Genomic DNA, 18019 nt, shown 5'->3' with positions numbered 1-18019 from the left:
GAACCGTTCACGAGATTCTTGACATTCCCCAGTATTGGTACTAGCGCTAATACCAGTTCTGGATTCTAGCGCTTTATTTATCTAAAGTGCGCAGCTTATTGCTTTGTTTCACTGGTATTAAGACTCATCGAAAACCTATCTTTTAACCTGCCACATTTCATACCAGTTTCATACACGGGACGACCAGCGTGCTCCCCGAGCCCGGAGATACTCCGGGCTACTCGGAACGATCGGCATCCAGTGCGCGCAGGCTCTCATAGATCGCCCGCGCCACGTCCGCGGGAACGCCCTTCACCGCCGCGATTTCCTCGACACGCGCCGCGCGGAGCTTCTTCATGGAGCCGAAGTGGCGCATAATCGCCTTCTTCCGCGTAGGACCCACGCCGGGGACCTCATCCAGAATCGAGGTCGTCATGGCCTTGCCGCGCAGCTCGCGGTGGAACGTGATGGCGAACCGGTGGCTCTCGTCACGCACCTGCTTGATGAGGTACAGCGACGCCGAGCCGCTCGGCAGCACAATGGGAGTGTCATCCCAAGGGACGAACACCTCCTCGTCCGCCTTCGCAAGGCCGCAGACGGGAATGTCGAGCCCGAGCTCGGCGAGCTGCCGCATCGCAGCGGTAAGTTGCGGCTTGCCACCGTCGACCACAAGCAGGTCGGGTCGGCTGCCAAAGCGCTCATCTGCCATCCGATCGGGTGCATAACGCCGTCCCAGGACCTCGGACATGGATACGAAGTCGTTCGCCTCGTCGAGCTCTGCCCGGATCTTGAACCGGCGATACTGAGACTTGTCGGGTTTTCCATTGGTGAACACGACCATCGAGGCGACGGTGAACGCGCCGTGCAGGGTCGAGATATCGAAGCACTCGATGCGCAGGGGAGGCGCGTCGAGGGCCAACGCACTCTCAAGCTGCAGCAGAGCCTGGTTCGTGCGATCGTCGGAATACCCCGTTCGCATCATGTAACGCATGAGGGCATGCCGGGCGTTCTTGGCCGCCATATCGAGCAGCCGGCGCTTTTCGCCCCGTTGCGGATGATGCAGACGGCACGCACGACCGCGTTTGGCGGCGAGCCACTCCCCCATCACCTCGGCGTCGGCAAGCTCAACCGGCACATCCACCTCACCCGGAATGTCGGCGGTCTCATCGTAATAGCGTTTTACAAAGCCCGCGACGAGCTCAGCCTCATCCACATCGAAGCCTTTGTCCAAGATGAACTCGCACGTGCGCTGAACTCGTCCCTCTCGCACCACGAAAACGCAGGCACCGGCAATGGTCTCCTCACGGTAAAAGCCTATAAGATCGAGGTCGACGCCCGTGGGAAACACGACCTGCTGTCGATCGTCCAGGCCGTCGATGACCTCGAGCCGACGCTTGATGCGCCCCGCGCGTTCGAAATCAAGTGAGGCCGCGGCATCCGCCATGTCCACCTTGAGCTCATTCGTGAGCTCGCGACGCTGACCGGACAGGAAGCGCTCGACACGGCGCACGTTCTTGGCGTACTCGTCCGATGAGATCATCCCGGCGCATACGCCCGGGCCCCTTCCCACATGGTAGTCAAAGCACGGGCGCCCCTTTTGTGCGCATATGAGCTCGATAACGTCGGCATCTGCGGGGCGTTTGTCGAGCAGACGGCGCACGCGCTTCCACTCCGCACACGAGGCGGAGCAGACAGGACACACCTTGCGCAGCGTGTCGATCGTCTCTCGCGCGGCGCGACTATCGGTGTAGGGACCGTAATAGCGCGTATCCGGGCGATGCCGTTCACGCGTGTACTTGATGGCGGGAAACAGGTCCCCGCGCGTGATGGCGATATACGGATAGGATTTATCGTCCTTGTAATCGACGTTGAAGTACGGATGATACTGAGCGATGAGCTCGCGCTCCAACACAAGCGCCTCGTGCTCGCTTTCGACCACGATGTAGTCGAACGAGGCTACGAGCTGCATCATGAGCGGGATCTTGGCGCGATCGTCGGTGAGCGTCACGTACTGGCGAAGACGCGCGCGCAGGTTCTTGGCCTTGCCCACGTATATGACGGCGCCATCGGCGTCTTTCCACAGGTAACACCCGGGATCGGTGGGCACCTTCGCCACCTGATCCACAAGACTCGGGGCATGCCCGGCGCCCTGCTCGCGCACATGCTCGCTTGCCGCCCTCACGGAGAAGGGCGCTACGGGCATATGCACGCCGGGGTGCGCTACCTGCAACTTTGACGGCGTTGTATTCGGATCTGCCATAGGTCCTCGGAATTCAGGCGCTCGGGCCGTTGGGCCGCTGGACGGACGGCGTTACGCCAAGTCCTTGGCGCCGTCGCCCCAGAAGTACTTGCGGAACTTGTCAATCTGGTGGTAGTAGGTCACCTTCGACCAGAAGCGCTGACCCAGGCAGTCCTTATCCCAATCGAGGGCGTAATGGGTGAGCCCGGAGCGGAAACCATCGAGGACCTGTCTGCGAATCGCGGCGTCGTCAATGGAGCGCTTGACCACATAGGGAGGGACCGTGGTGTAGATGAAGGGCTTGGTGTTGGAGATGCGGGCGCGCTTCTCCCCCATGAGGACATCGTCCACCTGGACTTGGGCGAAGTTGATGCCCGCCTGACGCACGAAATCGGAGCTACGGCCGGGGCGGGTGTTGATCTCGAAGAACTTGTACGTGCCGTCACGCTCGTCGTACTTGACGTCGAAATTCGCCATGCCGCGATACCCCACATGGCGCATGAAGCGCAGGGCGTCGTTGCTCACGGCATCGAGCTGCTCGGACACGATCACCGCCGGATTGCCGATGGCAGTTGGGGAGTGGTCCTCCACCATCACGCGGCCACCCACCATGAAGATGGGATCGCCGGCGGCGTCCAGGTACGTCGACAGAATGCGGATCTGCGTATCGTCGCCCGGGATGAACTCCTGGACGATGAGGAGCTTGTCGTAGGTCGTCTCCTGGAGCTGCTTATAGAGCGCCTCGAGCTGTTCGCGGCTGTGGATGAGGTACACCTTCTGCTGCCCCTCGAACTCGGCGTAGTGCCAGGCAGCCGAGTTCGACGGCTTGGCGATCACTGGATACATGAAGCCGCCGTCGTCCACCGTCGCGGTCTTGTCGCCGCAATCGAGGTAGACCGTCTTGGGGTACGGAACGCCGATCTCCTCGCAGATCTCGTAAAAGCACTCCTTCTGCGTGATGTCGTCGAGAAGCTCGAAGTCGAGGTAGGGCGTGTACCAGCGCTCCTCAATCTGGGGCTTGTTCTCGGACACCAGGCGGGCATAATGGTCGCCGCAGCCCACGAGGAACGGGACCTTGCCCGCGGCGATGAGCTCATCGCCCAAGCGCGCGAGCTCAGGCAGGCAGACCTCTGGCTTGTCGATGCCGGGGATGACGCGGTAGTCGCAAAACCGGCTGCGCACCGACTTGATGTCCGCAGACGCCAGGACGATCGGCTTGACGCCATACGCCTCCCAGAAGCAGCGGATATATGAATAGCAGCAGAAATCGGACCCCAAGATGACGGGAGCGAGCACGCGCGGCAGGTCGCTTTGGGCGGGGCGGGCGGGTCTCATAAGCTACAAATCCCTTCGCTATAATGGACGCCGTCGCGTGGGACCGCGTACGGCGCGAACGTTCCATCGACCCCGCATTCTACCCTTTATCGGCAGGCCCGGGGCGCGACTCGACCTACCGTGAGCAAGAGACCATCGAGGGAGCAAAACATGCATAAGCCTGTTCTCGGCGTGCTTGGGGGCGTGGGCCCGCTGGCGACCGCATACTTCATGGAGCTCGTCATCAAGAAGACGCCGGCCAGCTGCGACCAGGACAACATCCCCATGATCGTCTTCAACGACCCTCAGATCCCGGATCGCACTGCCTATATCCTCGATGGCGGCAATCCCAATCCCCTTCCGGAGATGACGCGCGTCGTGCTGTGGCTCGAGCGCGCAGGTGCCGATTTCATCGCGATTCCCTGCAACACCGCCCACTATTTCTACGAACAGATCGCCGAAAGCGCGACGGTCCCCGTACTCAACATCATGCGGGAAACGACCGCCCGAATCGTCGAGATGCATGGGGAGCACGCGACCATCGGCCTCCTTGCGACCGATGGCACGTTGTCCTCCGGGGTGTTCCAAAGCTATCTGTCCGATGCGGGACTCTCGGTGATGGCGCCGAGCGAGAAGGACCAGCGCGGCATCGTGATGCCGCTTATCTACGACCGCGTCAAGCGAAACCTCCCCTACGACCCCACGGCGTTCCTCGACCTCGCACGGCGAATGCACGAGAACGGGTGCGATGCGGTGATCGTGGGCTGCACCGAGCTATCAGTCGTCTATCAGGACCTCACGCATAAACCCGATTACCTCATCGACTCGATGGACGTCCTCGCCGACCGCTGCGTTTCGTATTACCTCGAGCACCACCGCTAACGACGCGCAAAGCGTCGGAGAATCGAGGTGAACATGCTCGCCTCGGGCAGTTTCATGACAACCGCGGGCACAAACGTCACGATCAGGGACACGATACCCGCGACGGCGATATAGCCGACCGTCTTGAGAATGGGGGCGGCAACTGGACCCGTCGCCGACTGGATGATGATGGGGCCAAAAATCGACTGGAGGGCCTGCATCGCGCCCCAGCCAGCCACGGCGCCGATCCCACCCAAGATGAGCCCGAAGAACAGGCCCCGAGCCATGGTGCCGAGCATCAGCCCGTGGAGGCGCCTGCGCATCCACACCAACGTGATGACGATGGCGACGATGTAAAAGGCGCTCGTCGCAAATGCGATGACGGGCATGCCGCCGCCCAAGGCCACGCCGCCGCCCAAGGCGACCACGACGAGCGCAAGGGCGCCGAGCACGGTCGAGAAGGCATAGGGCTTCATGTCCATAAGGGCGGAGCAGCTCTTCTGGAGCAAGACGCATACGCCGTAAATGGGCAGCGCCGGAGCGAGCCAGCAAAGGTATTCGCTCACCAGACTCACACCTTCGAGCCCGAATTTGCCCACGCAATACACCATATTGAGCGGCTCGCTGAACACGATGAGGTACAGCGCGAATGGGATGAGGATGAAGAGCATCTGCGCGATGCCCCGGGCGACGCCCTCGCGCACGGCATCGTCATCGTGGCGCGCCGCGTCACGGGCGAGCTCGGTGTAGAGGGCGGTCGTGATGGGGACGGCGAACAGGGCGTAGGGCAGCGTGTACCACAGGCGCGAATAGGCCACCACCGAGGCGCCCGTCTCGGGTTGGACGTTCAGAGCAGCCGCATTCTGGACGCTGGCGGTTATGAAGGCGCAAACCGTCGCGGCGAGCGTGGGGATGCCCAGGGCCAGGGTTTTGCGCAGATTGGGGTCGGAGAAATCAACGTGCAGGCGCGGATGCACCCCGTGCTTTTTCAACGCGGGGATCTGGCACGCCATCTGGATGAACACGCCGAGCGTCGTACCCACGGCGAGCACAGTGACGCTGATGATCTGGTCGACGTGGAGGACCTCGTCAAGGACGAAGAATGCGGCGAAACTCGCGATGACCACGACGTTATTCAACACCGGGGCGAAATTGCTCCAGAAGTAATCACGATGCGCATTGAGCACACCCGAGAACACCGAGCCCAGGCCATAGAACAGGATCTCGATGGCGAAAAAGCGGAAGAGGTAAATCGCCGTGTCCATCTGCCCGGTGTCGGCGCTCATGAACGATTGCGTCCAAATCACCGCAGGCGCGCCGATGGTGGCGACAACCGATGCGACGCCCAGCACGAGCAGCAGAATACCGAGAAGATTGCCCACGTACTCGTTGCCCGCCGCGACTCCACGTTCGCGGCGTACCTCGAGGTAGACCGGCAGGAACGCCGTGATGAGCATGCCGCCGATCACAAGCTCATAGAGCATGCTTGGCAGGTTGTAGGCGATCTGATAGGAAGACGAGAGCAGGGACAGGCCGAGCGCGGCGCCCATCGCCCACGTGCGCACGAAGCCGGTGAGACGGCTCACCAGGATGAGGGCGGTCATCATGCCCGCCGAGCGTCCAGCCTGCTCATAGTCGGACTGGCTAAGGTCTTCCTCCTCAACGGAGGTGTCTTGCGGCTCGGAAAGCTCGACTGGGGCGACAGGCTCGGGCTGAATCTCGTCGAATACGTTCGTCTCGTCAAATGCATCCATAGACGCAGGCTCGAACCGGGGGGCAGGAGCGGCATCGCGTGAGGCCGCAGCACGCAGGAACACGGCAGTCTCATCGGGTGAGACGGGACGGTTTCCTCGCATGGAGGAAGCACCCGCCTGAGCCGCCATGATGAATTGGGATGTCTCATCCGGGCGCTGAGGCGCGCGCGGATCGATTGTCGGGCGCTGCGCGAAGTGAGCTCCGGCCGGGCGTGACGCTTCGTCGTCGTGAGCCATGCGACTACCTCTCCCTCACGATCGGGGCGACGATCGCCCCGATGAATGCAATCAGGTCATCGGGCGCGAGCGCAAGTTGAACACCGCGTCGACCGCCCGAAATGAAAATTTCATCATACAACTGGCATGTCTCGTCAATGACAACGGGGAGGCGCTTCTTCATACCCACAGGGGAGCATCCGCCCCTCACGTAGCCCGTGACATCGGTGAGCTGCTTGGTTGGGAGCATGGCAAGCGCCTTCTCCCCCGCCGCTCGAGCAGCCGCCTTGAAATCGAGCTCCCCCGCAACGGGCACGCAGCACACCACATGCGCGCCCGACGCGCCCGCCGTGACGAGGGTCTTGAAGCCCTGGCCGGGATCCTCGCCCAGCTGCTCGGCTATCGCCTCGCCCAGGCCCCGCGCCTCCTCGCCATCGTCCTCATAGGTATGAACCGTGAAGGCGATACCGGCGCGCTCGAGTTCGCGCATCGCGTTGGTCTTCTGCAATTTGGCCGGCTTGGCCATAAACGACCTCCCATGTTCCAAAAACGACGTGAGAAGGAGGGGTGCTCCGCTCGTCGAGGATGCCTCAGATGCCCGAGATTACCGTGTAAGAGCTGCCGCGGGCGAGCACGCGAGCGGCAGCTTGAACGTCAAGATCAGGCACCAGGGATTGCCGCCATCCGCATGCGGTCGCGCTCGAGGAGGGGCTTGAGGAATGTGCCCGTGTAGCTCTTCTTGCACGCGGCGACCTTCTCGGGCGTGCCCGAGACCACAATGCGCCCACCGCCGTTGCCGCCCTCGGGGCCGAGGTCGATGATGCGGTCGGCCACCTTGATCACGTCGAGGTTGTGCTCGATGACGAGCACCGTGTTGCCGGCGTCCACCAAGCGCTGGAGCACGTCGACGAGTTGGCGCACATCCTCGAAGTGCAGGCCCGTGGTGGGCTCGTCCAGGATATAGAACGTCTTGCCCGTCTGCTTGCGGTGCAGTTCCTTGGCGAGCTTCACGCGCTGCGCCTCGCCACCGGAAAGCGTGGTGGCGGGCTGGCCCAAGCGCACGTAGCCCAGGCCGACATCGTAGAGGGTCTGCAGCTTGCGCTTGATCTGCGGGATGTTGCCAAAGAAGGCAAGCGCCTCGGTCACACTCATGTCGAGCACATCGGCGATGGTCTTGTTGCGGTAGCGCACCTCGAGTGTCTCGCGGTTGTAGCGCTTGCCGCCACAGACCTCGCACGGCACGTAGATATCGGGCAGGAAGTGCATCTCGATCTTGATCTGACCATCGCCCTTGCATGCCTCGCAGCGACCGCCGGGCACGTTAAAGGAAAAGCGCCCAGGCGAGTAACCGCGCGCCTTGGACTCCGGCACGCTGGCGAACAGCGCGCGCAGATCATCCCACAGGCCGATATAGGTCGCGGGGTTGGAGCGCGGCGTGCGACCAATGGGACTCTGGTCGATATCGATGACCTTGTCGATTTGGTCGATGCCCTCGAGGGTCTTGTACGGCCCCACCACGCGCGTCGAATGGTGCACCGCGTTGGTGAGGGCAGGAGCAATCGTATCTGTGACCAGCGAACTCTTGCCCGAACCCGAGACGCCCGTCACCACGGTGAGCGTGCCGAACTCGATCTGGGCGGAGACGTTCTTCAGGTTGTTCGCCTTGGCGCCCGTGATCTTGAGCGCGCCGCGCCCAGGATTGCGGCGCTCATCGGGAAGACGCACCATGCGCGCGCCCGTGAGGTAGGCTCCCGTGCAAGAATCCGGACAGGCCATGATCTCTTCCGGCGTGCCGGCGCACACCACCTTGCCGCCGTGTTCGCCCGCACCGGGCCCCATGTCGACCACGTAATCCGCGGCACGAATGGTGTCCTCGTCATGCTCGACCACGATTACGGTATTCCCTAAGTCACGCAGACGCTCGAGCGTGGCGATGAGTCGTTCGTTGTCACGCTGGTGCAGGCCAATCGAGGGCTCGTCTAGGATGTAGAGCACGCCCATGAGGCCGGCACCGATCTGCGTGGCCAGGCGGATGCGCTGGGCCTCGCCACCCGAGAGCGTGGCGGAGGCGCGGTCGAGGGTGAGGTAGTCAAGGCCGACGTCCACGAGGAAGCGCAGGCGCTCGATGATTTCCTTGACGATGGCACGGCCTATGAACGCCTCGCGCTCGGTGAGCTCGAGGCCCTTGAAGAACGCAAGCGACTCGCGGCAGCTCATGCAGCAGACCTCGTAAATGGACTTGCCGCCCACCGTGACGGCGAGCATCTCGGGGCGCAGGCGCGCTCCCTTGCAGGTGGTGCAGGGCTCCTCGCGGATATACCGCTCGAGCTTCGCCTTGGTGTTCTCGTTGGTGGTCTCGACATAACGCTCGTACAAAATGTTGCGCACGCCGGAATACTTGGTGAACCAGTGCGTATCGCGGCCGTCCTGCGTGTGGTAGTCCACACGCATCTTCTTGTCACCCATGCCATCGAGGAACACTTTACGCACGCGGGCGGGCAGATCCTTCCAAGGCGTGGCGGGGTCGACCTTCAGATGCAAGCACAGCGCACGGAAGATCTGCGGATAATAGTTCGATTTGCCGAAGAAGCTGCCGAACACGCCATCCTCGATGGAAAGGTTCGGGTCCTCGATGAGGGCCTCCGCGTCCACGACCTTCTTGAAGCCCAGGCCATCGCACTCGGGGCAGGCGCCATAGGGAGCGTTGAAGGAGAAGTCGCGCGGCTGCAGGTCGTCGATGGAATGCCCGTGCTCGGGGCAGGCGAGTGCGAGCGAGTAGGTGAGCAGGTCGCCTTCGGTGCCTTCCGGCGCGTCGCGATCGGGCAGCAGGTAAACGCTCACGTTGCCGTGAGCGAGCTTGGTCGCTTGCTCCACAGATTCCGCGATGCGACCCAAGCTCGTGTCGCGGATCACGATGCGGTCCACCACGACCTCGATGGTGTGCTTGAACTTCTTATCGAGCTCGATGGTCTCGTCCAACCCGCGGACCTCGCCGTCGATACGCACGCGCGAAAAGCCCTCGGCGCGCAGGTCCTCGAGCAGCTTGGCAAACTCGCCCTTGCGGCCTTGAACCACGGGGGCGAGCACAAGGGCACGACGGCCCTGCCCTGCCTCGAGGATCTTGTCGGCAACCTGGTCGGTTGTCTGGCGCTCGATCTCGCGGCCGCACTCGGGACAATGCGGAATACCGATTCGCGCGTACAGAAGTCGCAGGTAGTCGTAGATCTCGGTGACGGTGCCCACGGTGGAACGGGGGTTCTTCGAGGTCGTTTTCTGGTCGATGGAGACCGCCGGCGACAGGCCGTCGATGGAGTCGAGATCCGGCTTGTCCATCTGACCCAGGAACTGGCGGGCGTAGCTGGACAGCGATTCGACATAGCGGCGCTGTCCCTCGGCATAGATGGTATCGAAGGCGAGGCTCGACTTACCCGAACCGGAAAGGCCCGTGATCACCACGAGCTTGTCGCGCGGGATTTCGACATCGATATCCTGCAGGTTGTGCTCGCGGGCGCCTTTGATGACGATGGAGGAATCAGACATGGAAGGTCCTTATCTGACGTGAATTCGGATATGTTCTATGGACACATTCGTATCCGACCCTTTAGTGTACCGCCACCGCGGCGCACGCCTGTTCGCTTGGAGAGAGCCCACGTTTCCTGCACGCTTTGTTCGATTTGGCGGGGTGCTCGATAGCCCCAAGACCGCAATCCTCGGCGCGGGCCCGGCACGAAGAGCAAAACGGCCCGGGATCGTTCCCGGGCCGCTGAGTCGCCTGTATGGTTATGCGCGCTGCAAATGGGCGCTCTTAGCGCACGTAACCGCTAAGTGTGGACGTGCCTGCGAGGTGCGCTTAGCTGCGAGCAGCACCATCAACGGGAATGACCGCGCCGGTCACGTAGGAACTCATGTCGCTCGCCAAGTAGACAAAGGCATTGGCGACGTCCTCGGGCTCGCCGATACGACCGAGCGGGATGGTGGCGATGAGCGGCTTGATGACCTCTTCGGGCAGTGCGGCAACCATATCGGTCTTAGTGACGCCAGGGGCAACGGCGTTCACACGGATGCCCTTGGGGGCAAGCTCGCGAGACAGGCTCTGCGTGAGGCCGTTGACGGCGTACTTGGAGGTCGGATACCCACAGCCGGAGGGCTGACCGTACTTGGAGACCATGGAGCTGGTGGTGGTGATGGTGCCGCCGTGACCCGCTTCGATCATGAGCTGGGCGCCGGCGCGGCAACCGTTGAAGACCGCGGTTACGTTGAGGTCCATGACCTTCTGCCATTCGTCGGCGGTGTAATCGAGCAGCGGGGTGGACTGGGAGATGCCGGCGTTGTTGACGATCGTGTCGACGCCGCCCATGTCCTCGGCGGCGGCGTGGAACGCCTCGGTCACGGCGTCGAGGGAGGCGAGGTCGCACGTGCGGCCCCAGACCTTGGCTTCGGGATACGTAGCGAGCAGCTGATCGACCGCGTGATTGGCCGTCTCCTGACGAGAACCGAACACGGTCACGGAAGCGCCCTCCTCAATGAAGCGGGCCGCGATGGCGTAGCCGATACCGCGAGTGCCGCCGGTGATGATTGCCTTCTTGCCTTCGAGCAACATAGCGTGCTCCCCTTTCGAATACGGGGCGCACCCTATGCTCGGCGCCCATCTTTTCCACTATAGCGAATAGCCCGTACAGGGAACGCCGCTTTGTCTCCCTACGGCAAGCCGTCCCTCGGCAGACGGTCAAACAGGTCGCGCGGGGAGCATGCACCCGATTGGGAATGACGGCCTGAAGAAACATCAGATCCTCGCGGCTTCTCGGCGCAAAACCTGGAGCCAATCGGATGCGAATCGCTTCGGGGTACAATGGAAAAAGTTATGCATCATGAGGAAAGGATGCGCACATGAGCTGTGAGCACGCAACCGCGGCGGGCGGACAGTCCGCGCCGCAGGAATTTGAGGAGAACAACCTGTCCGAGGTCAAGCGCGTTATCGCCGTGCTTTCCGGCAAAGGCGGCGTTGGAAAGTCCCTTGTGACGGGGTCTCTCGCCGTTGAGCTGGCACGTGGCGGCCACAAGGTCGGCATTTTGGATGCCGATATCACCGGCCCGTCTATCCCCAAGATGTTCGGCATGAGCGGTCGCCACGCCATGGGCCTGGGCAACCTGCTACTGCCCGAGATTTCCGAGCACGGCGTAAAGGTCATGTCGAGCAACCTCCTGCTTAAAAACGAGACCGATCCCGTTCTTTGGCGCGGCCCCGTGATCGCCGGCGCCATCCGCCAATTCTGGAGTGAGACCTCCTGGGGCCCGCTCGACTATCTGCTCGTCGACATGCCTCCCGGCACCGCCGACGTCGCCCTCACCGTTTTCCAATCCCTTCCCGTCGACGGCATCGTTATCGTGACGAGCCCGCAGGATCTCGTCTCCATGATCGTTGCCAAGGCCGTCAACATGGCAGAGAAGATGAACATCCCGGTCCTTGGCGTGGTCGAGAACATGAGCTACGTGGAGTGCCCCGATTGCGGCAAGAAAATCGAGGTCTTTGGGCCCAGCAAGCTTGACGCCGTTGCCGAGCAATACGGCCTCGAGGTCCTCGGCCGTCTTCCCATCAATCCCGCCCTCGCCGCCGCCTGCGACGCGGGCTCCATCGAGGCCGATCTGCCATCGGGCCTCCTTCCCCGCGCGCTTGCCAAGGTCAGCGAAGTGCCGGAGCACGTGGAACCCGCCGACTCCGGCGAAGCCTCGGCGTAACAACCGTGGGCGTGGACAAGCGGACGAAGAACGGCGACGTCATCTACGACGTCGCCATCATCGGCGGAGGCGCAAGTGGGCTCGCCGCGGCGATCACCGCAGCGCGCGCCGGCGCCCGCTGCTGCATCGTGGAGGCAGACGTCGAGGCGGGTTTGGGTATCCTCGCCACCGGCAACGGCCGCTGCAATATCTCCAATGCCAGGCTGGCACCCCGGCATTTCTTGCATGAAGATGCGGCACGAGCCATGTTCGGTGCGCACGCAGAGCGGGATATCGCCGACTTTTTCGAGCGTCTGGGGCTCATGCTCGCCGAGGAAGGCGAAGGGCGCCTCTACCCCGTGACACGTCGGGCCGAATCCGTACGCGATGTACTCCTCAACGCATGCAGTCGTCTCGGGGTCGACATTCTCACCTGTGCGACCGTCTCGCACGCAGCTCCATGCACGTCTCCATCCGGCTATTGGGACCTCACATTGAGCGTTCCCGCTGCCGCACTCTCGTTCAAGCAGGGGCGCGATGCCAAGGCTCGCGTTCGCAACGCGCGCAAGGCACTCGCCGTTGCAGAGCGCACCGAACGGACGCTCCATGCTCGACGGGTCATCATCGCGGTCGGCGGGCGCTCGGCATCCACGTGCGAGGTCTTCCGCCTTGCACACCTCAATGAAATTCCCGTCCTATGTCCCATCGCCTGCGAAATCGATTCCAACGCACCAGGCGCGACACGGCACGCACTCGCCCTCGAGCATCTCGACGGGCTGAGGGTCGAAGGCGCGCTTTCGCTCATGCGCGAGGGCGCCGTCATTGCGTCCGAGGCAGGCGAGGTCCTCTTCCGCCCCTATGGCATCTCCGGAATAGCGGCGCTCAACCTCTCCCGGAGGATCGAGCCCGGTGACATCATCGAACTCGACCTCTTTCCCAGCCTGGGCCAAGCCGACATGACCGAGCTCCTCCGCTCGCGCGCCAGCAGCATCGGGTCGTGCTGCGGCGATGCATCGTGGTTCGACGGCTTGGTCGCCCGTCCTCTTGCGTCTCTGCTTTGCGCCATGCTCAACGACTCCGCCGATCCCATGGCACACGCCGCCACCCTCCTTCACCACCTGCGCTTCCGCGTCCATGGAACGACGGAACATGCACAAGCGCACATACACCGCGGCGGCATCCCCCTTTCGTCCGTAAACCTCGAGACGTGCGGCATTGTGAGCTTTCACGACGGAACATCTCCCAGCGGCCTCTTCGCATGTGGAGAGGCGCTGGATATGGATGCCGATTGCGGAGGTTACAACCTCGCATGGGCATGGGCGTCGGGCATGCGTGCGGGCCTGTGCGCCTCGAAAGGAACTTCATGCTAGAGATTTCGGAAATCCCTTGCTCGCTTAAGCAGGGCGCAACGGAGGCGAGCTGCCTCGACGTATGCAAACGCGAGGCCGCACGGTTACTCCGCTGCGACCCAAAGACGTTCCGTAGCGTCACGCTTCATCGCAAGTCGATTGATGCGCGCAAAAAGGCACAGGTGCACTTCACCCTGAGCGCACGCTTTGAGGTCGACCCGGCCCTCGATGAACTCGAGCTCATCGAGAGCGTCTCCACCCGTGATGCGCGGCGCGTACGTGTGGTTGATTTCTCCGAGCCCACATTTGAGCACGGCTTCACGCGTTCCTCGCACAACGAACCCCATCCTCAACCCATCGTGGTGGGAGCTGGATGCGCGGGACTCTTCGCCGCGCTCACCTTAGCCGAAGCAGGCCTCTCTCCTCTGCTCATTGAGATGGGCGACGACGCAGAGCGGCGCACCGATGCAGTCGCGCGCTTCAACGCCACGGGCGAACTCGACCCCGCCTCCAATATCCAGTTCGGCCTCGGCGGCGCTGGAACGTTCTCCGACGGCAAGCTCAACACGGGCACCAAGAATCCCCTGCACCGTCTCGTGCTGAGGACTTTGGTCGAGGCGGGCGCACCGCGCGACATTCTCTGGGACGCCAAACCGCACATCGGCTCAGATGTTCTTCCCACCGTCGTCACTCATATGATCGACCGCATTCGCGCCTGCGGCGGCACGGTCCGCTTCCGCACCAAGCTCGTCGACGTCACGATGGATGACCAGGGGAAGATAGCCGGAATCACCGTCGAACATGGCGGGCGAAGAGAGCATCTTCCCGCCTCACACCTCATTCTTGCCTGCGGTCATTCCGCGCGAGACGTCTTCGAGCTCTTGCTTAGCCGCAATGTCTCGCTCGCACGCAAGACCTTCGCCATGGGGGTCCGTATCGAACATCTGCAAGTCGATATTGACAATGCCCTCTATGGCACGGCAGCGGGGCATCCCTCGCTCGGCGCGGCTCCCTACAGCCTCGTCGCGCACCTCAAAAACGGCAGGAGCCTCTTCTCCTTCTGCATGTGCCCCGGCGGCGAAGTCGTCGCCGCCGCATCAGAGCCGGGCGGCGTGGTGACAAACGGGGCGAGCCTCAGCGCACGCAACGGCCGCAACGCCAACGCGGCGCTCCTCGTCAATATCGAGCCCAACGATCTTCCCGGCGATAATCCGCTCGCGGGCATGCATCTGCAGCGATCCTGTGAACAGTGTGCATTCGAGCTCGGAGGCGGAGCCTATCGCGCGCCGGCGCAAACAGTCGGGGACTTTCTCTCCCGTCAGCCTAGCACGGGCCACGGACGCATTGAGCCAACCTATCCGAGAGGCGTTACCTGGGGCTCCCTTGAGGGCATCTTGCCGGCGCACGTCACCGAAACGCTACGCGAGGGCATTCCGGTGCTTGGGCGCAAGCTCAAGGGCTACGATGATCCAGACGCCGTCCTCACCGCACCCGAAACGCGCTCAAGCTCACCCGTCACGGTTGTCCGCGATCGTGCGAACTGCGTCTCCGTCAGCACTCCCGGTCTCTATCCCTGCGGCGAGGGTGCGGGCTACGCGGGTGGCATCATGAGCGCCGCAACTGACGGCATCCGCTGCGCACAGGCCCTTTTGTCGACTCTTTAACCGCGGGCACCCTCGACTCCGCCCGAAACGGAAAGCGAGACGGCTGCATACACGAAACCCCATGCCGCCACGTAGAGGGCGAGGGCGAACGCGGGAAGCATCCCCGCGGCGCCGAACAAGCCAAACAGCCCGGCAAACGCGGCCAAGAGAGCGGCAACCGCAACGGCGACCTGCACCGTCCAGCGACCGACGCCGCGGCACTCCATAGCAACGGCAGTGACGAGGATATACAGAGCCATGAAAGCACACGTGGCGAAGAGGGAGATCTTGAGCGCACCCGCCGCGACCGGGAAGTTCAACGTCCACAGTCCGGAAACAAGCAGAAGGGCACCCACAGCAGGCTCGGCACCCCGCAGGGTGAACGGGGCCGTGGAGGCAAATGCGCCGATCACCGAGAGTGCACCCGCGCCAATGCCAAACCACGATAGCAGGTGCAATGCGCTCATCGTGTCGGCATAATCCCAAAGCGGTGCGACAAACAGCGCACAACCCAGTACGAAGCAGGCGGCGGCCATTACCGCATGGCTCCATGAGAGCCCATGCAAGCGGTCGAATATCGCATCGAAATTAGTCATGTCCATCCCTCCCCAACGGCTTTCGCCGCACGTTTTCCCGAGGATAAGTATACCATCCTACTTCTTGAATCGGGTACCCTGGCGCTTGCGGCCAGATGCGAACGCAGACCCCTTGCGGGCGCTCTTGCGAAGCGCCTCGATAACCTCGTCCTCACTGGTACCCTCTACCATCGCCTTGAGGCTCACCACGGCATCGCGCAAGCGGGCCGCTTCCTCAAAGTCCATAGCCTCGGATGCGGCGCGCATGTCCTCCTCCATGGTGGCGATCACGCGCATCAACTCATCGTGAGGCAGCTCCGAGAGCTCGTTGGCAAGGCGCTCCCCCGTTGTGGGACCACCATCCGCTCCAGACGCTGTCGACTCGACAGGAGAGAAAAAGGCTCCGTGACCAAGGCTGTCTCCGCGGGAGCGGTCTTTTTTGCCCACATTTTCCTCAGCTTCGGCGATAAAACTCGAGATATCGCTGATTGCCTTGCGCACCGTTTGCGGCCTGATTCCACGCTCATCGTTGAAACGCATCTGGATGGCACGACGTCGGCTCGTCTCGTCAATTGCCTCGCGCATCGAGTCGGTCACCGTGTCGGCATACATGATGACCTCGCCCTCGGCATTGCGTGCCGCGCGGCCGATAGTTTGGATAAGCGAGCGGCGATTGCGCAGAAAGCCCTCTTTGTCGGCGTCCAAAATGGCGACGAGGGACACCTCTGGCAGGTCAAGACCCTCTCGCAGCAAGTTAATGCCCACGAGCACGTCGATTTTCCCCTGACGAAGACTCCGCAGGATCTCAACGCGATCCATCGTCGCCGTATCTGAGTGCATGTAATTAACGCGAATACCCGCATCAAGCAGATGGTCCGTCAAATCTTCGGCCATGCGCTTGGTAAGTGTCGTCACCAGCACGCGTTCGTGCCGAGCGACGCGCTCGCGGATCTCATCGATAAGGTCATCGATTTGCCCACGTACCGGACGTACGTCGATCTTTGGATCGAGTAAGCCGGTAGGACGAATGATTTGCTCAACATTATTCTGACTCACGCGCAGCTCGTAATCGCCCGGCGTCGCGCTCACGTAAATGAATTGTGGAATCCGAGCCTCGAATTCATCGAACCTCAGCGGTCGATTGTCCAGAGCGGAGGGCAACCTGAAACCGTGCTCGACCAACGTCACCTTGCGCGAGCGATCGCCCTCGTGCATACCGCGAATTTGAGGCACAGTCACATGACTCTCATCTATGATGCAGAGCATGTCCTTGGGGAAGTAGTCGATGAGGGTGAAGGGGGGCTCGCCGGGCTTTCGGCCATCAAGATGGCGCGAGTAGTTTTCAATACCCGTCGTGAAACCCATGGTCTCCAGCATTTCGAGATCGTAGCTCGTCCGCTGTTCCAACCGCTGCGCCTCAAGAAGCTTGTCGTTGGCTTTAAGCTCTGCCACGCGCTCTTCAAGCTCCTCTTCGATTGATTTGAGCGCAGCCGTCACCTTGGGCTTCTCGGTCACATAGTGCGATGCCGGCCAAACGGGAATGGCGTCGTACTCGCGCAGGAGTTCTCCGGTCACCTCGTCGATTTCGGCAATCACCTCGACCTCATCGCCAAAGAACTCGAATCGCAACGGATGCTCGGCATAGGGTGGATACACATCGACCACATCACCACGCACGCGGAACGTTCCGCGCGACAGGTCGTAGTCATTGCGATCGTACTGAATATCGATGAGAGCATGGATGAACTCATCGCGTTCCAATGGAACCTTCTTGTCCACATTGGGGGCAAGGCCCGCGTAATCCTCAGGCGAACCGATACCGTAGATACACGAGACGGAGGCGACCACGATCACATCGCGGCGTGACAGCAAGCTTGCCGTTGCCTGATGCCGAAGCATCTCGACCTCTTCATTGATCGAAGAGTCCTTCTCGATATAGGTGTCACTGGAAGGTACGTACGCCTCGGGCTGGTAGTAATCGTAATAGGAGACGAAATACACAACCGAATTATGCGGAAAGAACTCCTTGAGCTCGCTCGCAAGCTGCGCGGCGAGCGTTTTGTTCGGAGCCATGACCAAGGTCGGCTTTCCAAGAGCCTCGATTGTCTTGGCCATCGTAAAGGTCTTACCTGATCCTGTTACACCAAGGAGAACCTGGTAGCGATCACCTTGTTCCACACCCTCAACGAGCGAGGCAATCGCCTCCGGTTGATCGCCCGAAGGTTCAAACGGCGAGACCACCTCAAAGGAGGCCGACGTACCGCTGACTCCGAATCGCCGAAGCTCACCACCCACACGCTCAACTTCAAAATCGGCCATACCGCACCATCCACTCGCTCGATTCTCGGGGGTCACGCATTCTATGTGTTGATAC

The 18019-nt window shown here is 62.0% G+C and carries 12 protein-coding genes; 4 read left to right on the top strand and 8 right to left on the bottom strand.

Annotation, left to right across the window (positions count from 1 at the left end; translation table 11 throughout):
- Positions 1-217 precede the first annotated feature (217 nt).
- On the bottom strand, positions 218-2182 hold the full coding sequence (gene uvrC, locus ACX9NZ_RS02310) for an excinuclease ABC subunit UvrC (RefSeq protein ID WP_330005906.1): 1965 nt from the start codon (positions 2180-2182) through the stop codon (positions 218-220).
- Positions 2183-2290: 108 nt separating this feature from the next.
- A complete protein-coding gene (locus tag ACX9NZ_RS02305; RefSeq protein ID WP_407495753.1) occupies positions 2291-3553 on the bottom strand; it encodes a carboxylate--amine ligase in 1263 nt (420 codons plus the stop codon).
- Positions 3554-3703: 150 nt separating this feature from the next.
- On the opposite strand from ACX9NZ_RS02305, the gene cuyB reads away from it, so the two are divergent.
- Positions 3704-4414: a cysteate racemase gene (gene cuyB / locus ACX9NZ_RS02300; protein ID WP_118654006.1), complete on the top strand. Its 711-nt coding sequence runs from the start codon at positions 3704-3706 to the stop codon at positions 4412-4414.
- On the opposite strand, the gene murJ is transcribed toward cuyB, so the two are convergent.
- The 4 genes from murJ to ACX9NZ_RS02280 all read right to left on the bottom strand — a co-directional run bounded on the left by murJ (position 4411) and on the right by ACX9NZ_RS02280 (position 10963).
- Positions 4411-6384, bottom strand: a complete 1974-nt coding sequence (gene murJ, locus ACX9NZ_RS02295; RefSeq protein WP_407495751.1) for a murein biosynthesis integral membrane protein MurJ — start codon at positions 6382-6384, stop codon at positions 4411-4413. The two genes, cuyB and murJ, sit on opposite strands and share 4 nt — an antisense overlap.
- Positions 6385-6388: 4 nt before the next feature.
- Positions 6389-6889: a Cys-tRNA(Pro) deacylase gene (gene ybaK / locus ACX9NZ_RS02290; protein WP_407495749.1), complete on the bottom strand. Its 501-nt coding sequence runs from the start codon at positions 6887-6889 to the stop codon at positions 6389-6391.
- A 134-nt stretch (positions 6890-7023) separates the two neighbouring features.
- The gene (gene uvrA / locus ACX9NZ_RS02285) at positions 7024-9903 is read right to left on the bottom strand and encodes an excinuclease ABC subunit UvrA (protein WP_294122858.1); all 2880 of its coding nucleotides are present in this window, start codon (positions 9901-9903) and stop codon (positions 7024-7026) included.
- Positions 9904-10213: 310 nt separating this feature from the next.
- Positions 10214-10963, bottom strand: a complete 750-nt coding sequence (locus tag ACX9NZ_RS02280) for an SDR family NAD(P)-dependent oxidoreductase (RefSeq protein WP_118654010.1) — start codon at positions 10961-10963, stop codon at positions 10214-10216.
- Between the two features lie 287 nt (positions 10964-11250).
- Between ACX9NZ_RS02280 and ACX9NZ_RS02275 the strand changes: the two genes are divergently transcribed.
- From ACX9NZ_RS02275 to ACX9NZ_RS02265, 3 genes are read left to right on the top strand one after another with little or no spacing between them, the layout of a single operon-like run.
- Positions 11251-12099, top strand: coding sequence for an Mrp/NBP35 family ATP-binding protein (locus tag ACX9NZ_RS02275; RefSeq protein ID WP_294160255.1), 849 nt, complete (start codon positions 11251-11253; stop codon positions 12097-12099).
- 11 nt (positions 12100-12110) lie between these two features.
- Entirely contained in the window at positions 12111-13448 is a 1338-nt protein-coding gene (locus ACX9NZ_RS02270) for an FAD-dependent oxidoreductase (protein ID WP_233546202.1), read from the top strand.
- On the top strand, positions 13442-15091 hold the full coding sequence (locus ACX9NZ_RS02265; RefSeq protein ID WP_118654012.1) for an NAD(P)/FAD-dependent oxidoreductase: 1650 nt from the start codon (positions 13442-13444) through the stop codon (positions 15089-15091). The genes ACX9NZ_RS02270 and ACX9NZ_RS02265 overlap by 7 nt, the downstream gene beginning before the upstream one ends.
- Here the strand turns inward: ACX9NZ_RS02265 and ACX9NZ_RS02260 are convergent.
- Entirely contained in the window at positions 15088-15666 is a 579-nt protein-coding gene (locus ACX9NZ_RS02260) for a hypothetical protein (protein WP_118654013.1), read from the bottom strand. The two genes, ACX9NZ_RS02265 and ACX9NZ_RS02260, sit on opposite strands and share 4 nt — an antisense overlap.
- 57 nt (positions 15667-15723) lie before the next feature.
- Positions 15724-17964 (bottom strand): excinuclease ABC subunit UvrB, encoded by a 2241-nt coding sequence (gene uvrB, locus ACX9NZ_RS02255; protein WP_407495745.1) that lies wholly within the window; start codon positions 17962-17964, stop codon positions 15724-15726.
- Between the last annotated feature and the right edge of the window lie 55 nt (positions 17965-18019).

This window comes from Collinsella sp. BM28 (assembly GCF_054551995.1).
This window is presented reverse-complemented; position numbering and strand designations above follow the sequence as displayed.